At 37.5% G+C, this 20,626-nt stretch carries 13 protein-coding genes; 11 read left to right on the forward strand and 2 right to left on the reverse strand.

Annotated elements, in window-relative coordinates; all coding sequences use genetic code 11:
• Window positions 1-69 precede the first annotated feature (69 nt).
• The 6 genes from ODQ17_RS04770 to ODQ17_RS04795 all read left to right on the forward strand — a co-directional run bounded on the left by ODQ17_RS04770 (window position 70) and on the right by ODQ17_RS04795 (window position 12,788).
• A complete protein-coding gene (locus ODQ17_RS04770) occupies window positions 70-2,802 on the forward strand; it encodes an autotransporter assembly complex protein TamA (protein ID WP_322902056.1) in 2,733 nt (910 codons plus the stop codon).
• A gap of 26 nt (window positions 2,803-2,828) precedes the next feature.
• A complete protein-coding gene (locus tag ODQ17_RS04775; RefSeq protein ID WP_322902059.1) occupies window positions 2,829-7,334 on the forward strand; it encodes a translocation/assembly module TamB domain-containing protein in 4,506 nt (1,501 codons plus the stop codon).
• A 320-nt stretch (window positions 7,335-7,654) separates the two neighbouring features.
• Window positions 7,655-8,890: a lactonase family protein gene (locus tag ODQ17_RS04780; RefSeq protein WP_322902061.1), complete on the forward strand. Its 1,236-nt coding sequence runs from the start codon at window positions 7,655-7,657 to the stop codon at window positions 8,888-8,890.
• A gap of 127 nt (window positions 8,891-9,017) precedes the next feature.
• Window positions 9,018-9,380: a hypothetical protein gene (locus ODQ17_RS04785; RefSeq protein WP_004791531.1), complete on the forward strand. Its 363-nt coding sequence runs from the start codon at window positions 9,018-9,020 to the stop codon at window positions 9,378-9,380.
• Window positions 9,381-9,631: 251 nt separating this feature from the next.
• Entirely contained in the window at window positions 9,632-12,271 is a 2,640-nt protein-coding gene (locus ODQ17_RS04790) for a bifunctional aconitate hydratase 2/2-methylisocitrate dehydratase (protein WP_004791533.1), read from the forward strand.
• A gap of 295 nt (window positions 12,272-12,566) precedes the next feature.
• Window positions 12,567-12,788 carry a hypothetical protein gene (locus tag ODQ17_RS04795; protein WP_132069246.1) on the forward strand — a complete coding sequence of 74 codons (222 nt, stop codon included), beginning with the start codon at window positions 12,567-12,569 and terminating at the stop codon, window positions 12,786-12,788.
• Window positions 12,789-12,874: 86 nt separating this feature from the next.
• Here the strand turns inward: ODQ17_RS04795 and ODQ17_RS04800 are convergent, their stop codons facing one another.
• A complete protein-coding gene (locus ODQ17_RS04800) occupies window positions 12,875-14,332 on the reverse strand; it encodes a DASS family sodium-coupled anion symporter (protein WP_322902065.1) in 1,458 nt (485 codons plus the stop codon).
• A gap of 660 nt (window positions 14,333-14,992) precedes the next feature.
• Between ODQ17_RS04800 and ODQ17_RS04805 the strand changes: the two genes are divergently transcribed.
• Together ODQ17_RS04805 and ODQ17_RS04810 are read left to right on the forward strand one after the other, a co-directional pair.
• Window positions 14,993-15,427, forward strand: coding sequence for a hypothetical protein (locus ODQ17_RS04805; RefSeq protein ID WP_322902067.1), 435 nt, complete (start codon window positions 14,993-14,995; stop codon window positions 15,425-15,427).
• 119 nt (window positions 15,428-15,546) lie between these two features.
• Window positions 15,547-16,530, forward strand: a complete 984-nt coding sequence (locus ODQ17_RS04810) for an ion transporter (RefSeq protein ID WP_322902069.1) — start codon at window positions 15,547-15,549, stop codon at window positions 16,528-16,530.
• A gap of 32 nt (window positions 16,531-16,562) precedes the next feature.
• Here ODQ17_RS04810 and ODQ17_RS04815 read toward each other — a convergent pair whose 3' ends face one another.
• Window positions 16,563-17,756 carry an MFS transporter gene (locus ODQ17_RS04815; protein WP_252059222.1) on the reverse strand — a complete coding sequence of 398 codons (1,194 nt, stop codon included), beginning with the start codon at window positions 17,754-17,756 and terminating at the stop codon, window positions 16,563-16,565.
• 226 nt (window positions 17,757-17,982) lie between these two features.
• Between ODQ17_RS04815 and ODQ17_RS04820 the strand changes: the two genes are divergently transcribed.
• The 3 genes from ODQ17_RS04820 (at window position 17,983) to ODQ17_RS04830 (ending at window position 20,568) form a co-directional block, all read left to right on the forward strand.
• On the forward strand, window positions 17,983-18,411 hold the full coding sequence (locus ODQ17_RS04820) for a hypothetical protein (RefSeq protein WP_017398490.1): 429 nt from the start codon (window positions 17,983-17,985) through the stop codon (window positions 18,409-18,411).
• A 150-nt stretch (window positions 18,412-18,561) separates the two neighbouring features.
• Entirely contained in the window at window positions 18,562-19,359 is a 798-nt protein-coding gene (locus ODQ17_RS04825; RefSeq protein ID WP_322902071.1) for a DUF4198 domain-containing protein, read from the forward strand.
• A gap of 288 nt (window positions 19,360-19,647) precedes the next feature.
• Window positions 19,648-20,568 carry a LysR family transcriptional regulator gene (locus ODQ17_RS04830; RefSeq protein WP_002122195.1) on the forward strand — a complete coding sequence of 307 codons (921 nt, stop codon included), beginning with the start codon at window positions 19,648-19,650 and terminating at the stop codon, window positions 20,566-20,568.
• The last annotated feature ends 58 nt before the right edge of the window (window positions 20,569-20,626 follow it).

Below are 20,626 nucleotides of genomic sequence, written 5' to 3' on the forward strand. Positions count from 1 at the left end.
TCAATGGTTTTGAGTGAGTTTTACACTTACCTTGGTGCGTTTTATTAAAAAATAAGTCTAGAGTTTTCTATGCCTTCTAAAATTAAGTTTAAACAGTCAACTCTCTCTCATTCTATGCATTTAATTTTAAAAATGCAGGGGATTCCTAAACTTATTTGTAGCAGCTTGTTGTTCACAGTTTGTGTAACACAAAGTTTTGCTCAAACTTCAGTTGATAGTGACACTTCAACTTTAAATCAAACGGTGTCTGATGCGTCAACTGAACAATCAGTTCCAGTGAGTCAGCAAACAACTGCTCCAATCACAGATATTGCTACTCTTGTGACTCAAGCTCAGCAACAACAAGATAGCTTGGCTATATTGCAACAACAAGAACAATTTCCAAATCAAATTGACGAATTTAAGCCAATTACGCTTGATAATCTTGATGATTTACCGGACATGCCTGTTGATCAAAACATGGCAAACGAGATTTATAAAGTCGCTGAAGAAGCTAAAAGTGAGGCGCAAAACTTCCAAAATGGTACTCAGAAGCTACCCGAAGTTACAGTCAGTGATGCAACTCAGTCTGAGTTAAATCAGATTAATCAAGCGCCTGTAAATATTGATCAGCTTATGCAAGAGATTAAATCTGATAGCCAGATTGTAGTCGAAGCCAATGAAACTGGAAAAACTTTACCTGAGTTAACTCCGGAGGCTGAGCAGCCACCTGAGCAAGCAGGTTTCTTTAAACGTATTTTAAATAAAGTGCGCCCACCACGTGCAATTCCGATGGAACAAGTTCCGCGTATTAGTGCAGATGTGGACGGTGCTTCAGATGCACTGGCTAAAAATATTAAAGGGAAATTATCAACATTTACCCAAGAATCATTTGAAGATTTTAATGCGGCTTTACCTCAGCTCAGAACATTAAGTAATCAGGCAGCTCAAGCAGTTGGTTATTATAATGCTGAGTTTAAATTTGAAAAATTAAGTCCGAGCCGAGTTCGCGTTAAGGTTACCCCAAATGAACCAGTGCGAATTAATGAGCAAAATATCGAATTTACTGGTGCTGGTGAAAAACGCCCCCAGTTTCAGGTTATTCGCTTAATTCCTGATCAGGATGTTGGGGATATCTTTAATCATGGTTTATATGAAACCACGAAAACCCGAATTGTTAACGCTGCCACGGATAACGGTTATTTTGATGCTTATTGGCGACTGCACGATGTGAAAGTGAGTCAGCCAGAAAACAAGGCTGATATCAATTTGCGCTACGAAACAGGTGAGCGCTATAAATTAGATAAGGTTGAGTTTCGCATGAGCGATCCATCGAAACCGTTGCCTTTGAATCAAAATATTTTAGAAAGTATGGCCCCTTGGAAAGAGGGTGATGACTATGCATTTTGGCGTGTAAATACTTTAGCAAATAACCTAACTAACTCTCGTTATTTTAACTACACCTTAGTTGATAGCATCAAGCCTGATCCAATTGAAAAACCACTTGAACTACCACCAGATTTGCAAGCTTTAGTCGATGAGCAAAATATCGATGTTGATGAGTCTAATTTACTTTCACCTGAAGAAAGACAACTTGCTAAAGCACGTCAATTAGCCACATCTAATAAAGAAGTTACACAAAACGTAGTAGATGAAAAACAGTTTGCTGGAACACAAAAAGTAAAAGAGGGAGAACCTCAAACAGCAATGTTGCAAAGTGCTCCAACTCAGCAGGATGACAAAGAAACTGAACAAGATCGTTTACAAGCTCAAGCACGTGAAACGAAAAGAATTCCAGTCATTGTGACTTTAAATGCAGATAAGCTAAATAGTTTAGAAACGGGTATTGGTTATGGGACCGATACAGGTGCACGTTTACGTAGTCAGTATCGTCGCTCTATTGTCAATAAATATGGTCATTCTTTTGATGCCAACTTAGAAGTCTCACAAATTCGTCAATCTATTGATGGCCGATATAGTATTCCTTATAAACATCCGTTAAATGACTATTTTAACATCGTGGGCGGTTATGAGCGTGAAACTCGTGATGACATTGGTCCAGATGTAAGTTTGCTTACTGAATCCGCTGTTGTTGGTGGTGAGCGAATAATTAAGCGTCCACTAGGGAACTGGCAACATACTTTTGGTGTCCGCTACCGTTTAGACCGTTTGACTCAACAGGGTAATGTTGATATTTCTGAGCTACCAGATGCATTTAAAACTGCGGCATCAGAGCAAGAAGCCTTATTGTTTAGTTATGAAACATCTAAAACTTCGAGTAATACACGGTTAAACCCAACGAAAGCTTTTAAACAAACCTATAAATTAGAATTAGGTAGTGAAAGTTTACTGTCCGATGCCAATATGGCTATCGCAAGTGCAGGTTGGCGGTTTATTTATTCTCTTGGTGAAAATGATGATCATCAATTCGTTGGAAGATCTGACCTTAGCTACATTTTTACCGACGATTTTGACAAAGTTCCGTACAATCTTCGATTCTTTACGGGGGGTGACCAGACAATTCGTGGTTTTGACTATAAGAGTCTTTCCCCAGAAGTAGATGGATATAAAATTGGGGGACAAGCTTTGGCTGTAGGTTCTTTAGAATATAACTATCAGTTTAAAGACGGTTGGCGAGCCGCTGTTTTCTCAGACTTTGGTAATGCCTATGATAAAGACTTTAATAATCCAGCAGCTTATAGCGTTGGGGTTGGAATTCGCTGGAAGTCTCCAATCGGACCAATCCGTTTAGATGTCGCTTCGGGTATTTCAGATGAAAACCATCCGATTCGTTTACATTTCTTTATAGGCCCACAACTTTAAAAATAAAATTTTATTAGGTTTATTTTATGGCGGATGTAGAACAGCAGCCAACTTCGGCACCTCGCTCACCTAAGAAGCGGCGCATTTTGCGTAGTTTCCTGCTGACGATTTTAATCATATTTTTATTATTAGCGTCTTCGTTAGTCATCATGATGTCAACAGATCGCGGAAGTCGTTTTTTATTAGATCGAGTTTTAGAAGCTCAGAAAATAATTAAATATGAATACGAAGGCGGAAACTTACTGCGCGGAATTATTCTTAAGAATGTTTTGGTGCAATTAACCGAAGTTGATGTTTCATTAGACAGAGCTGACGTAGGCTTAGGTTGGCGCTCTTTATTATTAGAAAAAGAAGTGCATTTAAGCCATGCAGATGTGCGTAATTTACGTATTATTAATAAAACACCGCCGTCTGGTAAGGCATTCGAATTTAAGCCAATTAAATTACCATTTGTTCTACGTGTCGATGAGGCTGATGTTGATCATTTAGAAATTAAGCTAGCAACCTCAGATCTAAGTTTTCATGACGTTCATTTGCAAGATGCACTTTGGTCAGAGACTAAATTAGAATTTGAAAAATCCAGTATGGATATGGGCTATCTTTCAGTCCACAATGCCACAGGAAAAATGGATTTCAGTGGTAAATATCCATTAGATGCTACAGCAGATTTAAGAATCCCATCTTTAAAAAGTTTAAATATTCAAAATATTAAAGTCGTAGCACGCGGAAGTTTAGATACTTTAAAAGCTGGGGTTGCAACAACAACTCCCGATTTGTTAACGGGTTGGGTGGTATTGCATCCTGTTCGTGATGAAGTTCCAATGCAAGGTGAGTTACTACTAAAAAATTACCACTTACCTTTATTGGTTGAACAAAAATTATTTGCAAAAAATGGTGTAATTAAGTTTCAAGGTGATATTAAACAACTTAATTTGGCCGTTGATACAGATTTAAAAGGTGAGAATTTACCTGAAGGTCAATATAACGCTTTAATGAATACTGATTTGGTTCATCAGTTGAATATCACTGATTTTAATGGCCAAGTCATGAAAGGTGCTGTTAACCTAAAAGGTTTAGTGAGCTGGAAAGATCACGTTACTTGGGATATTAAAGGCCGTTTAGACCATATTAATCCGAAAGATAAAGCTATTCCTCAGGTTGTACAAGACTTTTTACCGCCAAGTTTAGATGCTGCTGTTGCCTCAACCGGTTCTTTGGAAAAAGGTACTGAAGTATTTGCTAATGTTGATTTCGACCGTTATGAGTCTTGGAAGCTTAAGTTTAATCAGGCTCCTGAAAAAAATAATAAACCTCAACCAATGCTCATGAATGTAGCTTGGACGAAAATAGATCGTGCAATGCCTTATATTGGGTGGTTAAGTAGTGACAGTGGTCAGGTCGATTTAACGTTACGTGATGGTCAGCAAGATATTAAAGTTGCAACAAAAGTATATCAGCATGAAAAAACTTTATTGCCAGCAGGACAATATCTAGCCAATCTGAATGTTAAAGATAATATTTTAAATGTTCCCAATTTTAGTTTTGCTGCTGAAAAAGGTAGCTTAACTGGTCAGGCTAAAGTGTTTCTTCCAACTGAAAAACGTCAGTTGGTTTGGAATGCATTATTAAATGCAAAAGATTTTAATCCACAGAGTATTCATGCGGCAGCACCTGTTAATCTTTTAAATGGTTCGATTAAAGCGAATGGTTTTGCTAAACCAAATCAGCAAATCATTCAATTTGAGAAAATTGATTTAACTGGTCGACTGGCTCAAGCAGGTCAAGAGACTGTTAGTTTGGGTGGGAAAAGTACCGCAGCATTATTATTCCATGATGTAAAAGCTGGTGGTGGCTTTAAAGGTTTTGCGGTTAATTATGATGGATCTTTAAAAGCCCTAAAACAGGCAAATGGTTTATTGAAGTTTTCTATAGCGGGTACACCAGATTTTATTCGAATTAACCAGTTACAGCATGATGGTGTCGCTGGGAAAATCTATGCAACAGGTTCTGTAAATTTGAAAGATCGCATTGCATGGGATATTAATAGTTCATTGGTGCGCTTTAAACCTCAATATTTTACCTCAGCTGTAAAAGGTGAAATTTCAGGTAATCTGAAAACTCAAGGGGTTTGGTCAGATCATTTGAAACGAATTAATATTCAACAACTGAATCTTGCTGGCTTTATAAATAATAAACCTGTTCGAGGTAAGGGTAATCTATCTTTATTGATGGACTCTAACCAAAACGGCTTTTTACCTCAGCAATTTGAAGCAAATAATTTATTTTTAGTCTATGGGCAGAATCAGCTACAAGCGACAGGTAATGCTCAAAATCTAAAAATCAAGCTCAATGCACCAGCACTTTACGAGTTATACCCAGGACTACGCGGTCGAGCTTATGGGGATCTGAATGTACAATCACAGCCACGTTTAAAAGCAACAGCAAATATCGCCGTAGATGATTTTGCTTTTAATACTTTAGTAAGCGTGAAGAGATTGAGTATTCAGGGTGAACTTCCAACCTCGGAAACAACGCCAACTCAATTAACCGCAAAATTAGATAATTTGCGTAGCGGAAATAGACAAATTCAGTCGGCTGAAGTGAATCTGACAGGAACAAGAAAAGCGCATTTATTGAAAGTACTTGGCAATAATAGTATTTCTAAGTTCTATGTTCAGTTAGCAGGTGGGTTTAACCAGAACAATGATTGGTTAGGTCAAATCCAAAAAGGTAGTTTTGATTCAAGACGTATTCGTCTTGCACAAAATCAAAATGCTCCAGTGATTTATTCTTCTGCAAGATCTGAGCTATATGTAGGTCAACATTGTTGGCAAAGTGCGAATAGCCAGCTCTGTTTTGATCAGCCAGTACGAGTAAGTAAGGCTCGCGGTAATATTTCGTTTGTAACTCAGAACATGGATTTAAGTGACTTCGCGGCATTTATGCCGGAAGGCTTGGCGATGACTGGACAACTAAATGGTTATGCCAAGTCAGCGTGGGTAAATGGTGGACATCCAAAACTTGATGCACGTTTAATTACGCGCAAAGGTGAAATTGGTTTGGCTGCTGAAGATCCACAAGATCCTGCAACCACGCTGGCTTATGATGAGCTGGGTGTTATTGCAAAAAGTGTATCTGAAGGACTGTTATTCCGTGTTGATGTGAAAACACCTGATATTGGTACGGGTTATGCGAACGTCATTATCAATCCATTCCAGCCATCAATGCCAATGCATGGTGAAGTCGCATTTAATGATGTTCAATTAAAAGTATTAAAACCATTTATTCAAGATGTCCGTAAACTGAGCGGGACCTTAGCCTTGGCTGGTAAAGTCAATGGTACATTAACTCAGCCACAATTTACTGGTGAAATGCGTTTGAAAAATGGCGCAATCAGTATGATTTCGCTTCCAGTTAATTTAACGAATGTTCAGGTTTACTCATCAATTCGTCAGGACATGGCAACAATTGATGGCGCGTTTAACAGTGGTCAAGGTGTAGGACTTTTAAAAGGTAGTTTTGAATGGAAAGATTCGCCGCGTCTTCAATTAAACCTCAAAGGTGATAATTTACTTGTACGTCAGGCTCCGTTAATTACTGCAATTGCTAATCCAAACCTTACACTTGATATGTATCCTTTCGATAAGCGTTTAAGCTTAAAAGGATCGGTAGATGTTCCTCGTGCACGTATTTCAATGCCAGAAACAACTGCTCCAGTCATTAACACCTCATCAGATGTTCGCATAGTTCGACAAGGCCAAGATCCGCTTGCAATTTTACGAGCTGCTAAACCTTGGGATATTCGGGCTGATATTGCTGTTAATATTGGAAACCAAGTGATATTCCAAGGCTTCAACAGTAATATTCCATTAGTTGGTCGTTTAAATTTAAGCCAACGTGGCTACGAGACTGCAATGCGAGCGAATGGAGCAATTGGTGTCAGCCAAAAAGTGAAAATCGAAGCCTACGGACAAAGTTTAGATTTAAATCGAGCAATTGCGCGTTTTAATGGTCCATTGGCTAATCCGACTTTAGATATCGATGCAAACAAAAATGTTCAGGGCAGTATGGTTGGGGTGCGTGTTACAGGTACTGCAACATCGCCAAACATTCAGGTTTACAATGATGCCGGACTATCTGAGCAAGAAGCATTGAATGCGCTCGTTACGGGCCGTATTAATGAAGGTTCAAGTGGTTTAAGTAATGCAGAAGGATTTAAGTCCGATGTAAATAACACCATTGCTGCCGCAGGGATTAGTATGGGCTTGGGTGGTACACGTGCTTTAACGAATCAGATTGGACGTACTTTCGGTTTGAGTGGCTTAGCTCTAGATGCACAAGGTACGGGTGAAGATACGCAAGTAAGCTTAACGGGCTATATCACACCTGATCTATTTATTCGTTATGGTGTTGGCGTATTTACTCCAGTGAACAAACTGACTTTACGTTATCAAATGAATCGACGTTTATACTTAGAAGCAAGTCAGTCTTTAGAAAGAGCGATCGATTTATTCTACAATTGGCGCTTCTAGTAGACGGAAATTAAACATTAGAAAGTACTTTAGTACCTATAATGATTTGATTAGTCTCAAGTAATAATGAAATAAAAGCTCACTTCTTAGTGGGCTTTTATTTTAAACATTTCTATAGGTTTTAAAAAAATTGAATATTTATCGATATAGAGTATCGATTCTCTTAAAGGGAACCAAAGCTTGAACAGGCTTTTAATTAAAGAAAACTCACTTGAAAATTACTATTTTATAAATTAGTTTTCAGAATCATTAAATGAAACTAAATTGATAATACCTTGTTGATAAGTGCAAATAAGGTGGTTTTTTCCAAGGATATACCAGTGAAAATAGATACTTCTGTTGAAATTAAATATGACAAGGAAAACGATACAAATATTAAATATCGTGGGCTAATTCAAAAACTAACAGCAACATTGTCATTGACGCTTTTGTCATTTGGATGGGGCTCTACCGTAAATGCTGCACAACAACAAATTGCTTTAGTGGGAACATGGACATCGATTCCTAATGCACCACTTGCGCAAAAACCAAAACAAGCCAGTGAAGGTTTGTACCAGCTTAAAGTGAATAGCGATGGAACCTTAACTCCTATTAATGTCTTGAAAATGAAAAGTCCTTCTTGGATTGTGAAATCGAAAGATGGCCGCTTTGCCTATACCACTAATGAAGAAAATGAAGGAGCGGTGACTGCGTTATCCATTCAAAATGGAAAGGTGGATGTGTTGAACACAGTGGATAGCCATGGTGGACATCCAACACACGCATCAATCAGTTTAGATGGCAAATTCCTATTTGTGTCGAACTATTCCGCATTTGATAAGGGTCGTGGTGGGGTAGCTGTTTTTCCAATTTTGCCAAACGGTCATTTAGGTGAAAAAGTACAAAATATTGTTTTTAGCGAAGGTTCTGGTCACGTCAAAGGTCGTCAGGACAGTGGTCATGCGCATTCGACCACATTTAGTCCAGATGGTAAGTATCTATATGCAAGCGATCTTGGAAATGACAAAGTCTATACTTTTCACTATAACCCGAATAAGCCTCAACCACTCCAAGCAGACAATAGCCGAGATGTGACTTTTACGCATGGTTCTGGCCCGCGTCATATGGTCTTTTCACCAAATGGCAAACATGCGTACGTTACCGCAGAAATGCGAAGCGAAATTGTGACATTTAATGTGCAAGATGGTCATTTGAAAAAAGTGGCTGAATTAAAACTAATTCACGAAGACAAAACACCTGAATTTAAGAGCGCGAGTGGAATTATCCTCAGTCCAAATGGCAAATATGTGATTGCTGCCAATCGTGGTGCAGACAACAAACTTTTGGTATTTAAAATTCAGCAGAATGGATTGCTAGCTAAACCAGTAGTTTATAAAGCTAATGGTATTGAACCACGTGCTTTCTCATTCGATGCGTCGGGTAAATATCTGTATGTAACCAATGTTTATAGTAATAACATTAGCTTGTTCCGTTTTGATGTCAATAAAGGCACCTTAAAACCCGTTGGTGATGCAGCAAAAATATCAACACCGACGGATATCAAATTTTTTAATTAACTCAAACTCGCATTTCTAATGCTTGATATAAAAAAGGCCGAGGGGGAATCATCTCATTTTTTTTGACTGTTTTTGCAAAAATGATGATTTTCCGTATGATATGGGCAGCAATAATTAGTGTAGTGAAATGATGAAAAAGATTTTATTGATTGCAGTGAGTTTATTTTTTGTTGGTTGTTCAGAAAAAAAGCCATTAACACCTGAAGAGCAATGGCATGGCTTTTGTACTAGCGTAGGAAATGCGGCTAGAAGCATTGTTTTTGATCGTCAGCAAGCAATTGAAAAAACTCAGGCTGTTGAGCATGCAAATAAAATTGAAGATGACATTACCAAAAAATTCATTCTTAATATTATTGACAAAGTCTATGCAATTCCAAAAGAAGAATTAACTCAAGATTCTCAAGCACTCCAAGAAAAAGTTAGAAAGCAAGCGATGGATGAATGTTTGATAACGCCTCATGACAAAATGCCAAAATATAAATCGTTCTAATTGTGTAAGGTTATTGAATTTCCTCTCTTGAGGGGTGTTTTTGCTCAAAAACAATCCAAATTTGGCTAATTTGTTTGTTATTTATACACAGGTATTTAGATACAAAATAATGGGCATCACGGAGAAATACCCCGTTTTCATTAACTTTTACCTTGAACTCTAGTAAACTTTTGTAGTCCATATTACTTGTGAAGCTTTTTAAGAAAGCTGGAATTTGCAAGTAATTTTTCAAAAAAAGAGGAATGAACACCGTGCTAGAAGCTTACCGCCAACACGTTGAAGAACGTGCCGCACTCGGAGTCCCACCGAAGCCACTTGATGATGCTCAAACAGCTCAGCTTGTTGAACTATTAAAAAATCCACCAGCAGGCGAAGAAGCGTTCTTGGTTGATTTGCTTGAAAACCGTGTTCCTGCAGGTGTTGACCAAGCAGCTTACGTAAAGGCAGCGTTCTTGGCAGCGATTGCAAAAGGCGAAGCAACTTCACCACTCGTTTCTAAAGAACGTGCAGTTTACTTACTTGGCACAATGCTTGGTGGTTATAACGTAGCACCACTTGTTGAGCTTCTTGACGATGCTGAACTTGCAAACCTAGCTGCTGAAGCATTAAAGAAAACACTTCTTGTATTTGATGCATTCCATGACGTAGCAGATAAAGCAAAAGCTGGTAACGCTGCGGCTAAAGCTGTTTTACAATCTTGGGCAGAAGCAGAATGGTTCACTAGCCGTCCTGATGTTCCAGAAGAAATCAAAATCACTGTGTTCAAAGTAACTGGTGAAACAAATACTGATGACTTGTCTCCAGCTCAAGATGCTTGGAGCCGTCCAGATATCCCATTACATGCAAATGCAATGTTGAAAAACGAGCGTGATGGTATCAACCCTGAAAAACCAGGTGAAGTTGGTCCATTAAGCCAAATCAAAGAACTCATCGCGAAAGGCAACCAAGTTGCTTATGTTGGTGACGTTGTTGGTACAGGTTCTTCTCGTAAATCTGCAACTAACTCTGTACTTTGGTTCTTCGGTGACGAACTTCCACACATTCCAAACAAAAAAGATGGTGGTGTGTGCTTAGGTTCTAAAATCGCTCCAATTTTCTTTAATACAATGGAAGACGCAGGTGCATTACCTGTAGAAATCGACGTTGCTAACATGAACATGGGCGACGAAGTTGTATTGAAAATTGACCACGCTGCTGCAAAAGTTACTGCTTTTAAAGATGGCGTACAAATTTCAGAAGCAGAACTTAAAACTCCAGTACTTTTAGACGAAGTACGTGCTGGTGGTCGTATTAACTTGATCATTGGTCGTGGTTTAACTACTAAAGCACGTGAAGAATTAGGTCTTGCACCTTCTACATTGTTCCGTACACCTGTACAACCTGCTGACACTGGCAAAGGCTTCACGCAAGCTCAGAAAATGGTTGGTCGTGCATGTGGTTTAGCTGAAGGTCAAGGTATCCGTCCAGGTACTTACTGTGAACCTAAGATGACTACAGTTGGTTCTCAAGATACAACTGGTCCTATGACTCGTGACGAGTTAAAAGACTTAGCTTGCTTGGGCTTCTCTGCTGACTTGGTAATGCAGTCTTTCTGTCACACTGCTGCGTATCCAAAACCAGTTGACGTAACAACTCACCATACATTACCTGACTTCATCATGAACCGTGGTGGTGTATCTTTACGTCCAGGTGACGGTATTATCCACTCTTGGTTAAACCGTATGTTACTTCCAGATACAGTAGGTACTGGTGGTGACTCACATACACGTTTCCCAATCGGTATTTCATTCCCAGCGGGTTCTGGTCTTGTTGCGTTCGCAGCTGCAACTGGTGTGATGCCACTTGACATGCCAGAGTCTGTACTTGTTAAGTTCAAAGGTAAAATGCAACCTGGTATCACTTTACGTGACCTTGTACATGCAATTCCTTACTACGCAATTCAAGCGGGTGACTTAACTGTAGAGAAGAAAGGTAAGAAAAACATCTTCTCTGGTCGTATCCTTGAGATCGATTTGTCAGAAATGGAAAATGACTTGACTGTTGAACAAGCATTCGAACTTTCTGATGCTTCTGCTGAACGTTCTGCAGCAGGCTGTTCAATCACACTTTCTGAAGAGAAAGTTGCTGAATACTTACGTTCTAACATCACCATGTTGAAGTGGATGATCGCAGAAGGTTACGGCGATGCTCGTACAATGGCGCGCCGTGCTGAAAACATGCAGAAGTGGTTAGACAACCCAAGCTTGTTAAAAGCTGATGCTGATGCAGAATACTTAAAAGTTTACGAAATCGATCTTGCTGACATCAAAGAACCAATTCTTTGCTGCCCGAACGATCCAGACGACGCGAAACTTCTTTCTGACGTTCAAGGCGACAAAATTGATGAAGTATTCATCGGTTCTTGTATGACGAACATCGGTCACTTCCGTGCAGCTGGTCAGTTACTTGATAAAGTACCTGGTGGTTCATTGTCTACTCGTTTATGGTTGGCTCCACCAACTCGTATGGACGAGCACCAATTAATGGAAGAAGGCTTGTATAACATCTATGGTCGTGCTGGTGCGCGTACAGAGATGCCAGGCTGTTCATTATGTATGGGTAACCAAGCACGTGTAGCGCCGAACACAACATGTGTATCGACTTCTACTCGTAACTTCCCGAACCGTTTAGGTCAAGGTGCAAACGTTTACTTAGCTTCTGCTGAGCTTGCATCTGTAGCTGCGGTTCTTGGTAAATTACCAAGCCCAGAAGAATATCAACAGTACGCGTCGCAAATCGACAGCGCTTCTGCTGACATCTACAAATACTTAAACTTCGACAAGATGAGCGAATATACTAAAGAAGCTGATCAAGTTGATACTAAGAAAATCCAAGCTGCTCAATTGACTTAATGAGTTAGGATCAAGAAAAGCCGAAAGGCTTTTCCCTAGCGCAAGAGCAAATCTATGATTTGCTTGAGCAAAAAGCTAAAAATAAGGGCTGATTAATCAGCCCTTATTTTTTGAAATAATTTCTAGTTAATCTAAAATTTGATACCAAGCTTTAAATCAAAAAATTGTAGTGATTCCTGTACTATGCATATCTAATAATTTTAATGGTTATAGTCCAGTAATTTTGTCTTTACAATTCAATCAATCCATCATTTAATTATTGAAAATTAGCGACTTAAAAAGTTGATTCAACTAAATGGCTAAACAATCACGTTTCTTATGTATTGGTGGATTCCTTAACGGCTCGGCTGTTAAAGATCAAGGTGATAGTTTTATCTGTGTTGAAAATAATAAACACGTAACCTATCACAAAAAGGAAATTTTCCACCCAGACTCGTGGGATCAAGATTACTACGTCTGCGAAACTACAACAGACCAACAAGCACGAAATTGGGTTTATGATATCAAGCCCGATTAATTCAGCAGATATAATTTAGTACTTCTTAAAATAAATATATGAAAAAGCCCCATCATAAGGGGGCTTTTTTAAAAACTAAAACAATTCTACCAATAACCCAACACTTTCCACCAAAGCCCGCCAATCACTACAAAAATAATGATATTAACCACGCTCATGACAAAGCCAGCTTTCCACCATTCACCAAGTGTGGTGTAGCCTGAACCAAACACAACAGGGGAAGTGCCAGTCGCATAATGGGTTAAGGTCATCATAATGCTAGAAGCTGCTGCCATCATTAAAGCAAAGAGCATTGGCGGTGCACCAAGTGCAAGTCCTGCCGTATAAAAGGCTGCAAACATAGCGGTAATATGCGCCGTGGTGCTAGCAAACATATAATGTGCATACAGATAAGCAAGCATTAATAATAGACAAGCAGGCATCCAGCTTAGACCTAAATGACCAATACTAGTTTCTAAAACACTCGAGAACCACGTGATTAAACCAAGCTTATTTAAATAAGTTGCCATCATGACTAATGCAGCGAACCAAGTAATCGTATCCCATGCGTTCTTTTGCGTAAGAATATCATCCCAAGTTAAAACACCTGTAAGTAACAATAATCCTAAACCAATAAAGGCAGTCGTCGTTGGGTCAACAGCCCAAGCAGAGCCAAAAATCATGGCGGGAATACCTGCCCATAGCATCAATAAAATACCGAATACACCAAGCATGATGATTTCATTTTTACTGACTGGGCCCATTTCTTTTAATTTACTTTTAGCAAACTGAGCCGCATTAGGCGTTTCTTTGACTTTGGGTGGATACATCAAATACATAATCAAAGGCATAATAATTAAAGCAATCAAACCAGGCAGTAACATTGCCAATGCCCAAGTGCTCCAACTTAATGAAATTTCACTATTGGTCGCTTTTGCTACTAAATCAACGACTAATGGGTTAGGGGCAGTGGCCGTAATAAACATCGCAGAGGTAATCGGGTTGGCTTGGTAGTTAACCAATGACAGATATTTTCCCATCCGACCTTCGGTACCTTTAGCAGGATCAGAATCATAACTAGTAGAAATTGCCAGTACAATCGGATGAATTATTCCGCCACCACGAGCCGTATTACTTGGCGTTACAGGGGCGAGAATGAGTTCTGAAAGTACCATGCTATAGCCAATCCCAATGGTTTTCTTGCCCCAAACTGCGATAAATAAATAACCTAACCTTGCACCCAAGCCAGTTTTTTGCAAACCTTTAGAGACCATGATTGAAATACCAATCAACCAGATGAGTGGGTTAGCAAAGCTACTAAGGGCATCTTGAATTGCACCGCTTGGGCTCGTGTTAGTCACGCCAGTAATAGCGACTAAAGTTATTGCAATAATGGCAATGGCACCAATTGGCATCGCTTTACCGATGATTGCGGCAATTACACCTACAAACATCGCTAACAAATGCCAAGCATCAGGATCAACACCATTTGGTACAGGAATAACGAACCAGATTAACAATGTAATAAATAAAGAAATAAGTGTAGGGAGGGCTTTAAATCCCATGTAATTTCCCCTTGTTTTCGTATGATTAAAAATTAAAGTTCTTTATGAGTAAATCGCTAAAGACATAAGTATTAAAGTTCTATTATCGATTAAATGATTCAAGAATTCAAAAAATCACAAGCGATAAGTACTAACTTTCATTTCTATGAAAACGTCATTCTTTTAAGTTAAATATTTCTTAATTTAAACCTAAATTATTAAGTTTTTCTGAACTTTTAGTTCTGAAATGGATGTCAGAATGATAAATTCTTTGTATAGATATCAGTCTAATAAATAGTACTTAGTATGGTTAATTTTAGAAAAAGCTATAAAGATATCTAATTAAATTAATATATTTTAATACTAATTTTTAGAAAATATTAAAGATCAAAAAATAAATTATATATCTAAATTAAGGTATAACAGGTATAAAAAATTATTAAATAAAATAACTTAGATATAATATTGGGCAAAAATTGGTCTTTCTGAGTTGTTAATTTTATTGAAAGCGTGAAATGAGTCATGAGTTTATTTAAAAACGTTAAATATATCATTTTAAAATTTAATATATATAAAATTGAATATAGTAGTAGTAATTAACTGGTTTTTTGTTTTAAAATAATTAAACGAACTTAAAAATAATTAAAAAAAATATGGGTATTTTATATAGGGAATTTGAGAATGCTAAAGACAATAGTTGAATTTAAATTTGATGATTATCAACTATATGAACAAAAAATCCACTCCAACGAAGGAGGAGTTTTAGTTCAAAAAACTGAAGACATCGCGCAATATATTTTTAGTATATTGAGAAATAGATATCATTTAAATGTTGAGCTGTATAGTGAAAATTGGGGATGGCAAATTGAAATTCCATTGCCTGAAATAACGATGTATCTTGGAATAAGTGTCTATGAAGAATATAGAAACGGATTCGCAATTTTTATTTCACCCAATACACCTATTTTAAGAAAGTTTTTATTTCGAAAAATTGATATTACCCATCATATTATGGTGCTGCAAAATTATATAAATATTATCTTAAAATCACATCCGGGAATCTATGATGTGATGTGGTGGAGAGAAAATGAATTCCGATGTGTAGCGGCGAGCTGAAGTAGAAAAATATAAAATTTTAATTACCGAAGCGTGTTAAGGAAAATTTATTAAAGACCGTATTGGTGAATAGGCAGTGAGAGCTTACTATATCTTCAATATCAAGTGGTCAGATCAATATGCAAAATTCAGCGTTGAAGGGATTGCGTAAGTTTTTCTATAATAATCTTCATAATCATGACTATGAAACTACGGTAAGTAGATGTATTAATTATTTTTTAGTTGTTTTAATTGTTGGCAACGTCGCTGCCGTTTTATTAGAAACAGTAAATGATTTATACACAAGTTATCGTGTTTGGTTTGACTATTTTGAGGTTGCTTCAATTGCAATTTTTAGTATTGAATATTTATTAAGATTGTGGAGTGTTGCAGATCGAGATACGACACAATCTGCGTGGAAAATCCGCTTGAACTGGATGAAAAGCGGAGAAGCAATTATTGATTTGATGGCAATTTTACCTGCCTATCTCAATTTCTTTGTACGAATTGATCTTCGTATGCTCAGAATCTTACGTTTGCTTCGTTTATTAAAATTAACACGGTATTTTATCTCACTACAGATACTGTTATGCGTGATCAAACGGGAGAAAGGTTCTTTTCAGGCAGTTATTTTTATTTTAATCATTATGATTATTATGACTGCTTCTGGAATTTATGTGGTTGAAAACAAGGCTCAGCCAGAAGCTTTTAGTTCAATACCTAAATCTATGTGGTGGGCTGTAGTGACTTTAACCACAGTGGGTTATGGCGATGTAACACCAGTGACCAGTTTAGGAAAGTTACTGGGGGCACTTATTACAATTTTGGGTGTGGGTATTGCGGCTTTACCAGCTGGTATTTTGGCATCGGGGCTTGCAAATGAACTTAACCAGCGTAATCAACGTCTAGAGCAAGAATTTCGTGAATTACTTCAAGTACGAGGTATTGATATTTTACATGATGAAGTTGAAATAGAACGAATCCGTCAAAAAGTTGGTCTACCCAAAGAGCAGGCGCATAACCTGATTGTTCAAATTATGCGAGAAAAAGTATTAGAACAAGAAGAATCTGTTAGAGAGAAAAAATGTTATTGCCCACACTGTGGTGGAAAGCTAAATGATTAGAAATAATAAGTTAGCGTCTTCTTTGATTAAATTTACTTACTGGCTTTTTCAACAGCAAATGCAATAAGTAAAATGATAAGACCACCGAGACTCAAAACAAAACCTACCCAGATTGGCGCGATCCAACCCATTTGGTGGCTGAGTACCCATCCACCTAAAAATGCACCTAATGCATTGGCCATATTAAAGGCAGAGTGGTTAAGTGATGCTGCTAATGTTTGGGCATCGCCTGCAACATCCATTAGACGGGTTTGCAAAGCTCCACCTAATCCCATTACAGTGAGACCAATTAAAAATAATGAAGCAATAGCACTATAGATATTACTCATTAAGAAACTGGCAACAACAAAAGCGATAGCTGAACTAATTAATACACCTACAATCGTTTTGTTTAGGTTTTTATCTGCAAGCCATCCCGCTGCTAAGCCACCAATAACCATACCGATACCCCAGATAGCTAAAGCGATAGGGACAATTTGGATATTAACTTTTGTATATTCAGTCAAAATTGGTGAGACATAACTATAAACAGAAAACATGCCTCCAAAACCGATAGCTCCTACCGCTAGTGTTAACCACATATTAATATTTTTAAGACCAGCTAATTCTGTTTTTATACTGGCAGTAGCTTGGACTGGAATATTGGGTACAAAGAAACCAACAGCAATTAAAGTGACGAATGCAATGGTTGCTGAAAACTCAAAACCAGCTCTCCAGCCAAAATTTTGACCTAACCACGTTGCGAGAGGAACACCAATTACAGTTGCCACTGTAAGACCCATCATCATTTGGGCAACCGCAGAAGCTCTTCTGGATGGACCCGCGAGTTCTGCTGCAACTAAGGCACCCACTCCAAAATATGCTCCGTGTGGTAAACCTGCAATGAAACGTGAGATTAAGACAGTTTCAGGTGTATGAGCTAAAGCAGTACACGCATTAGCAATACCATAAAAAAGCATCAAGCCTAGTAATAAAGTTTTTCTAGGTACTTTGGCTCCGAGAATAGCAATGATAGGAGCGCCAATAACTACACCCAATGCATAGGCACTAATAAAATGGCCAGCTTCAGGTACTGTAATATTTAAATTATTTGCAATTTCCTGAATCAGTCCCATTGCGACGAATTCGGTAGTTCCAATACAAAAACCACCTACAGCGAGAGAGAAAATTGCTAAAAAGAGAGAATAGTGTTGATGTGTAGAAAGGGGAGATTGCGGGGACGCCATAATAAGTTAAGGGGAAACTCAAAAAAGGGAAGTATAAGGGAAAAGAGAACAAAATAATAAAAAACTGAAATATTGAGAAAATGATTACATATTCAAATGAAGTGAATTTAAATTTTTATATGGAATAATTCATCGAAAAACTTTTAAAAATTATATATGATTAGCGCGTAATACTTTAAGCATTACAACAAGTTGTATAAATATCTAAAAAAAGAGATGCTAAAACGTGAGAAAATTATTTATTACCTGCCTTATGGGTATGGCTATGTTATCTATGTCTGGTTGCGCAGTATTTATGGCGGGTAATCAACCAAGTAAAAAAAATTTAAATGTTCTAAATCCAGGCAGTTCTCGTAATTATGTGATTGCTGAGTTTGGTGCGCCTGTACTTTCAGAATACCGTGATGGAACACGCGTTGAGATCTATACTTTTCAGCAAGGTTATTCAAAGTGGGTGAAAGTCGGCAGAGCTTTTGGTCATGGTGTGGCAGATGTGGCTTCAATCGGCCTTTGGGAAGTATTTGGGACTCCGACAGAAGCATATTTTAATGGTAAAGAAACTTCATACGAAGTATCTTACGGACCAGATGATTTAGTGAAAAGCTATAAGCTAATTGATTTCGAGCAGACATTTCCAAAGATGAAACAGCAATAAAATCAAATTAAATAAGAAAAGGCCTTCGGGTCTTTTTTTATGTAAAATTAAATTTATTAATGATAATAAGAATTATTTTTATTTGTGTATACTGTATTCGCTTATATTTTGTCTAATTTTTAACTTTGCATACAACAGGATTTTGTAATAATGAATAGATTTCTAATGACGTCACTTGCATTGATATGTACAACAGGCTTTGCTCATGAACCTTATATAGCACCTGTAGCTTATAAAACTCAACAGACTCAAGTACCTGTAATTGCTGGTTATGCTGAAGAAGCATTAAATAGTGAATATGCTTTAAAGGATGCCAAGCTTACTGTAATTACACCTAAAAATGAGCTTAAAACTGTCAACTCAGAAGCTGTGCATAAGTCTGTAACTGTTTTTGATATAGATCTACCTGAAGAAGGTACATACATTGTTCAAAATCAGACGAGTTACCCTTTAAAATATGTATTTGACCAAAAAGAATGGCATCTATTTTTTGAAATGCCAGCTGATAAAGCTCCACCGAAAGCCGAACGCGAATATTTGATTCCGGCTGACCTTAAAACAAAAACAATTAAAACAGAGCAAGTAACACGAGAATGGACGTTACAAAGTTATCTTTCTAAGGGAAAAATTTCAGATATTCAGCTTCCTAATACACCGATTAAAGTTAGTTTTTCTGTGCATCCAAACCAGATTAAAGCTGCTCAACCAGTTAAATTAGCTATAACTGAAAAGGGCCAGCCTTTAGCTTATGCTGAAGTTAATGTAAGAGAAAAAGGTGCAACTGACAAACAAGTGCAGCATTTTAAGGCTGAAAAGAATGGTCAGGTTGAGCTTAGCTTTCCAAAAGCTGGAGAGTACTTAGTAGAAGTAACAGCTCCCCTAAACTTGAAAGTAAAACCTAAAAACCAGAGTTATACGATTATTAGCTTAAATGTATTAGCACAATAGTTTTTAGTTTTTTATAAAAATAGACCTAATAAAGGTCTATTTTTATCTTATGCTTTTTAACCCCTTTAAAAATTTTTATAAAATCGTTTTAATTTTCCTTTATTTTTGAAGATACCTAAATTCATCCCATGTAAAAATAGTGAAATAAAATTCATGTTGAGACAAACTAACTAATTTTGTGTTAAAGTGAATAAAATTCATTAATGAAGATTTGTCGAAAGTTTTATGGAAAAGCAAACATGAGCTTTACCCATTTATAGATAAATCTCTTTTTGTAGGCTTGTGCCCATGTTAGAAATACGCCACCTTAAAACTCTCGTTGCTTTACGCGAGCATGGTTCATTAGTTTCGGCAGCAAATGACCTTTGTTTAACGCCATCTGCTATTTCCCATCAATTAAAAGAATTAGATCATTGGTATGGGGTAGAGGTTGTTAATCGTCGAAGCAGACCTGTTAGTTTTTCTAATGTTGGACAGCGCTTATTAAAGTTAGCCGATGATGTTTTGCCACAAATTCAGATCACCCACAGTGATATCACGCGTATTGTGCATGGGCAGACCGGCAGAATTATTTTTTCATCGGAATGCCATAGTTGTTTTGACTGGTTAATGCCTTTATTAAATCAGTATCGTCAGCAATACCCAGATGTAGATTTAGACTTCGCTTCAGGTTTTGAAGCCAATCCGCATGAACTCTTACAAAATGCAGAATTTGATTTACTGATTACAGCTGACCCAATTGCGTTAAAAGGAATTGAGTATTTTCCGATTTTTGAATACGAATCACGTTTAGTCTTATCAAATACGCATCCTTTGGTACGAGCTGAAAATATTACAGTTCAAGAGTTGGCCGAAGAAGTTTTAATTACTTATCCTGTTGATAAGCACCGTTTAGATATCATGTCTAAACTTTTCATTCCTGCGAATATTCAGCCTAAGCAAATACGAACAACTGATTTAACTCAAATGCTTATTCAGCTTGTTGCAAGCGGACGAGGTATTGCTGCTTTACCTGATTGGGTGGTAAATGAATATGAACAAAAGGGCTGGGTCACAAGCCGCCGTTTAGATTGTGTTTCTCCTACAGGTTTAAGACGAACTTTATATGCGGGTTATCGAACTGAAGAAAAAGAGAAAAGTTATTTTGAAGGATTTTTAAAGCAGTTAGAAAAGTTCTCTTTAAAACGAAACGCTTATTATTCTGGCTAAAAATAAAAATTTAGCCTAAGTGTTAAAAAGGTGCTTAATTGCACCTTTTTTATATCGA

Origin of the sequence: Acinetobacter sp. IRS14 (assembly GCF_034650275.1) — a bacterium.
GTDB lineage: Bacteria > Pseudomonadota > Gammaproteobacteria > Pseudomonadales > Moraxellaceae > Acinetobacter > Acinetobacter oleivorans.

Coding starts and splice junctions, on each gene's coding strand:
- ODQ17_RS04770 (WP_322902056.1), top strand. CDS start 70: ATGCCTTCTAAAATTAAGTTTAAACAGTCAACTCTCTCTCATTCTATG.
- ODQ17_RS04775 (WP_322902059.1), top strand. CDS start 2,829: ATGGCGGATGTAGAACAGCAGCCAACTTCGGCACCTCGCTCACCTAAG.
- ODQ17_RS04785 (WP_004791531.1), top strand. CDS start 9,018: ATGATGAAAAAGATTTTATTGATTGCAGTGAGTTTATTTTTTGTTGGT.
- ODQ17_RS04795 (WP_132069246.1), top strand. CDS start 12,567: ATGGCTAAACAATCACGTTTCTTATGTATTGGTGGATTCCTTAACGGC.
- ODQ17_RS04800 (WP_322902065.1), bottom strand. CDS start 14,332: ATGGGATTTAAAGCCCTCCCTACACTTATTTCTTTATTTATTACATTG.
- ODQ17_RS04805 (WP_322902067.1), top strand. CDS start 14,993: ATGCTAAAGACAATAGTTGAATTTAAATTTGATGATTATCAACTATAT.
- ODQ17_RS04810 (WP_322902069.1), top strand. CDS start 15,547: ATGCAAAATTCAGCGTTGAAGGGATTGCGTAAGTTTTTCTATAATAAT.
- ODQ17_RS04815 (WP_252059222.1), bottom strand. CDS start 17,756: ATGGCGTCCCCGCAATCTCCCCTTTCTACACATCAACACTATTCTCTC.
- ODQ17_RS04825 (WP_322902071.1), top strand. CDS start 18,562: ATGAATAGATTTCTAATGACGTCACTTGCATTGATATGTACAACAGGC.
- ODQ17_RS04830 (WP_002122195.1), top strand. CDS start 19,648: ATGTTAGAAATACGCCACCTTAAAACTCTCGTTGCTTTACGCGAGCAT.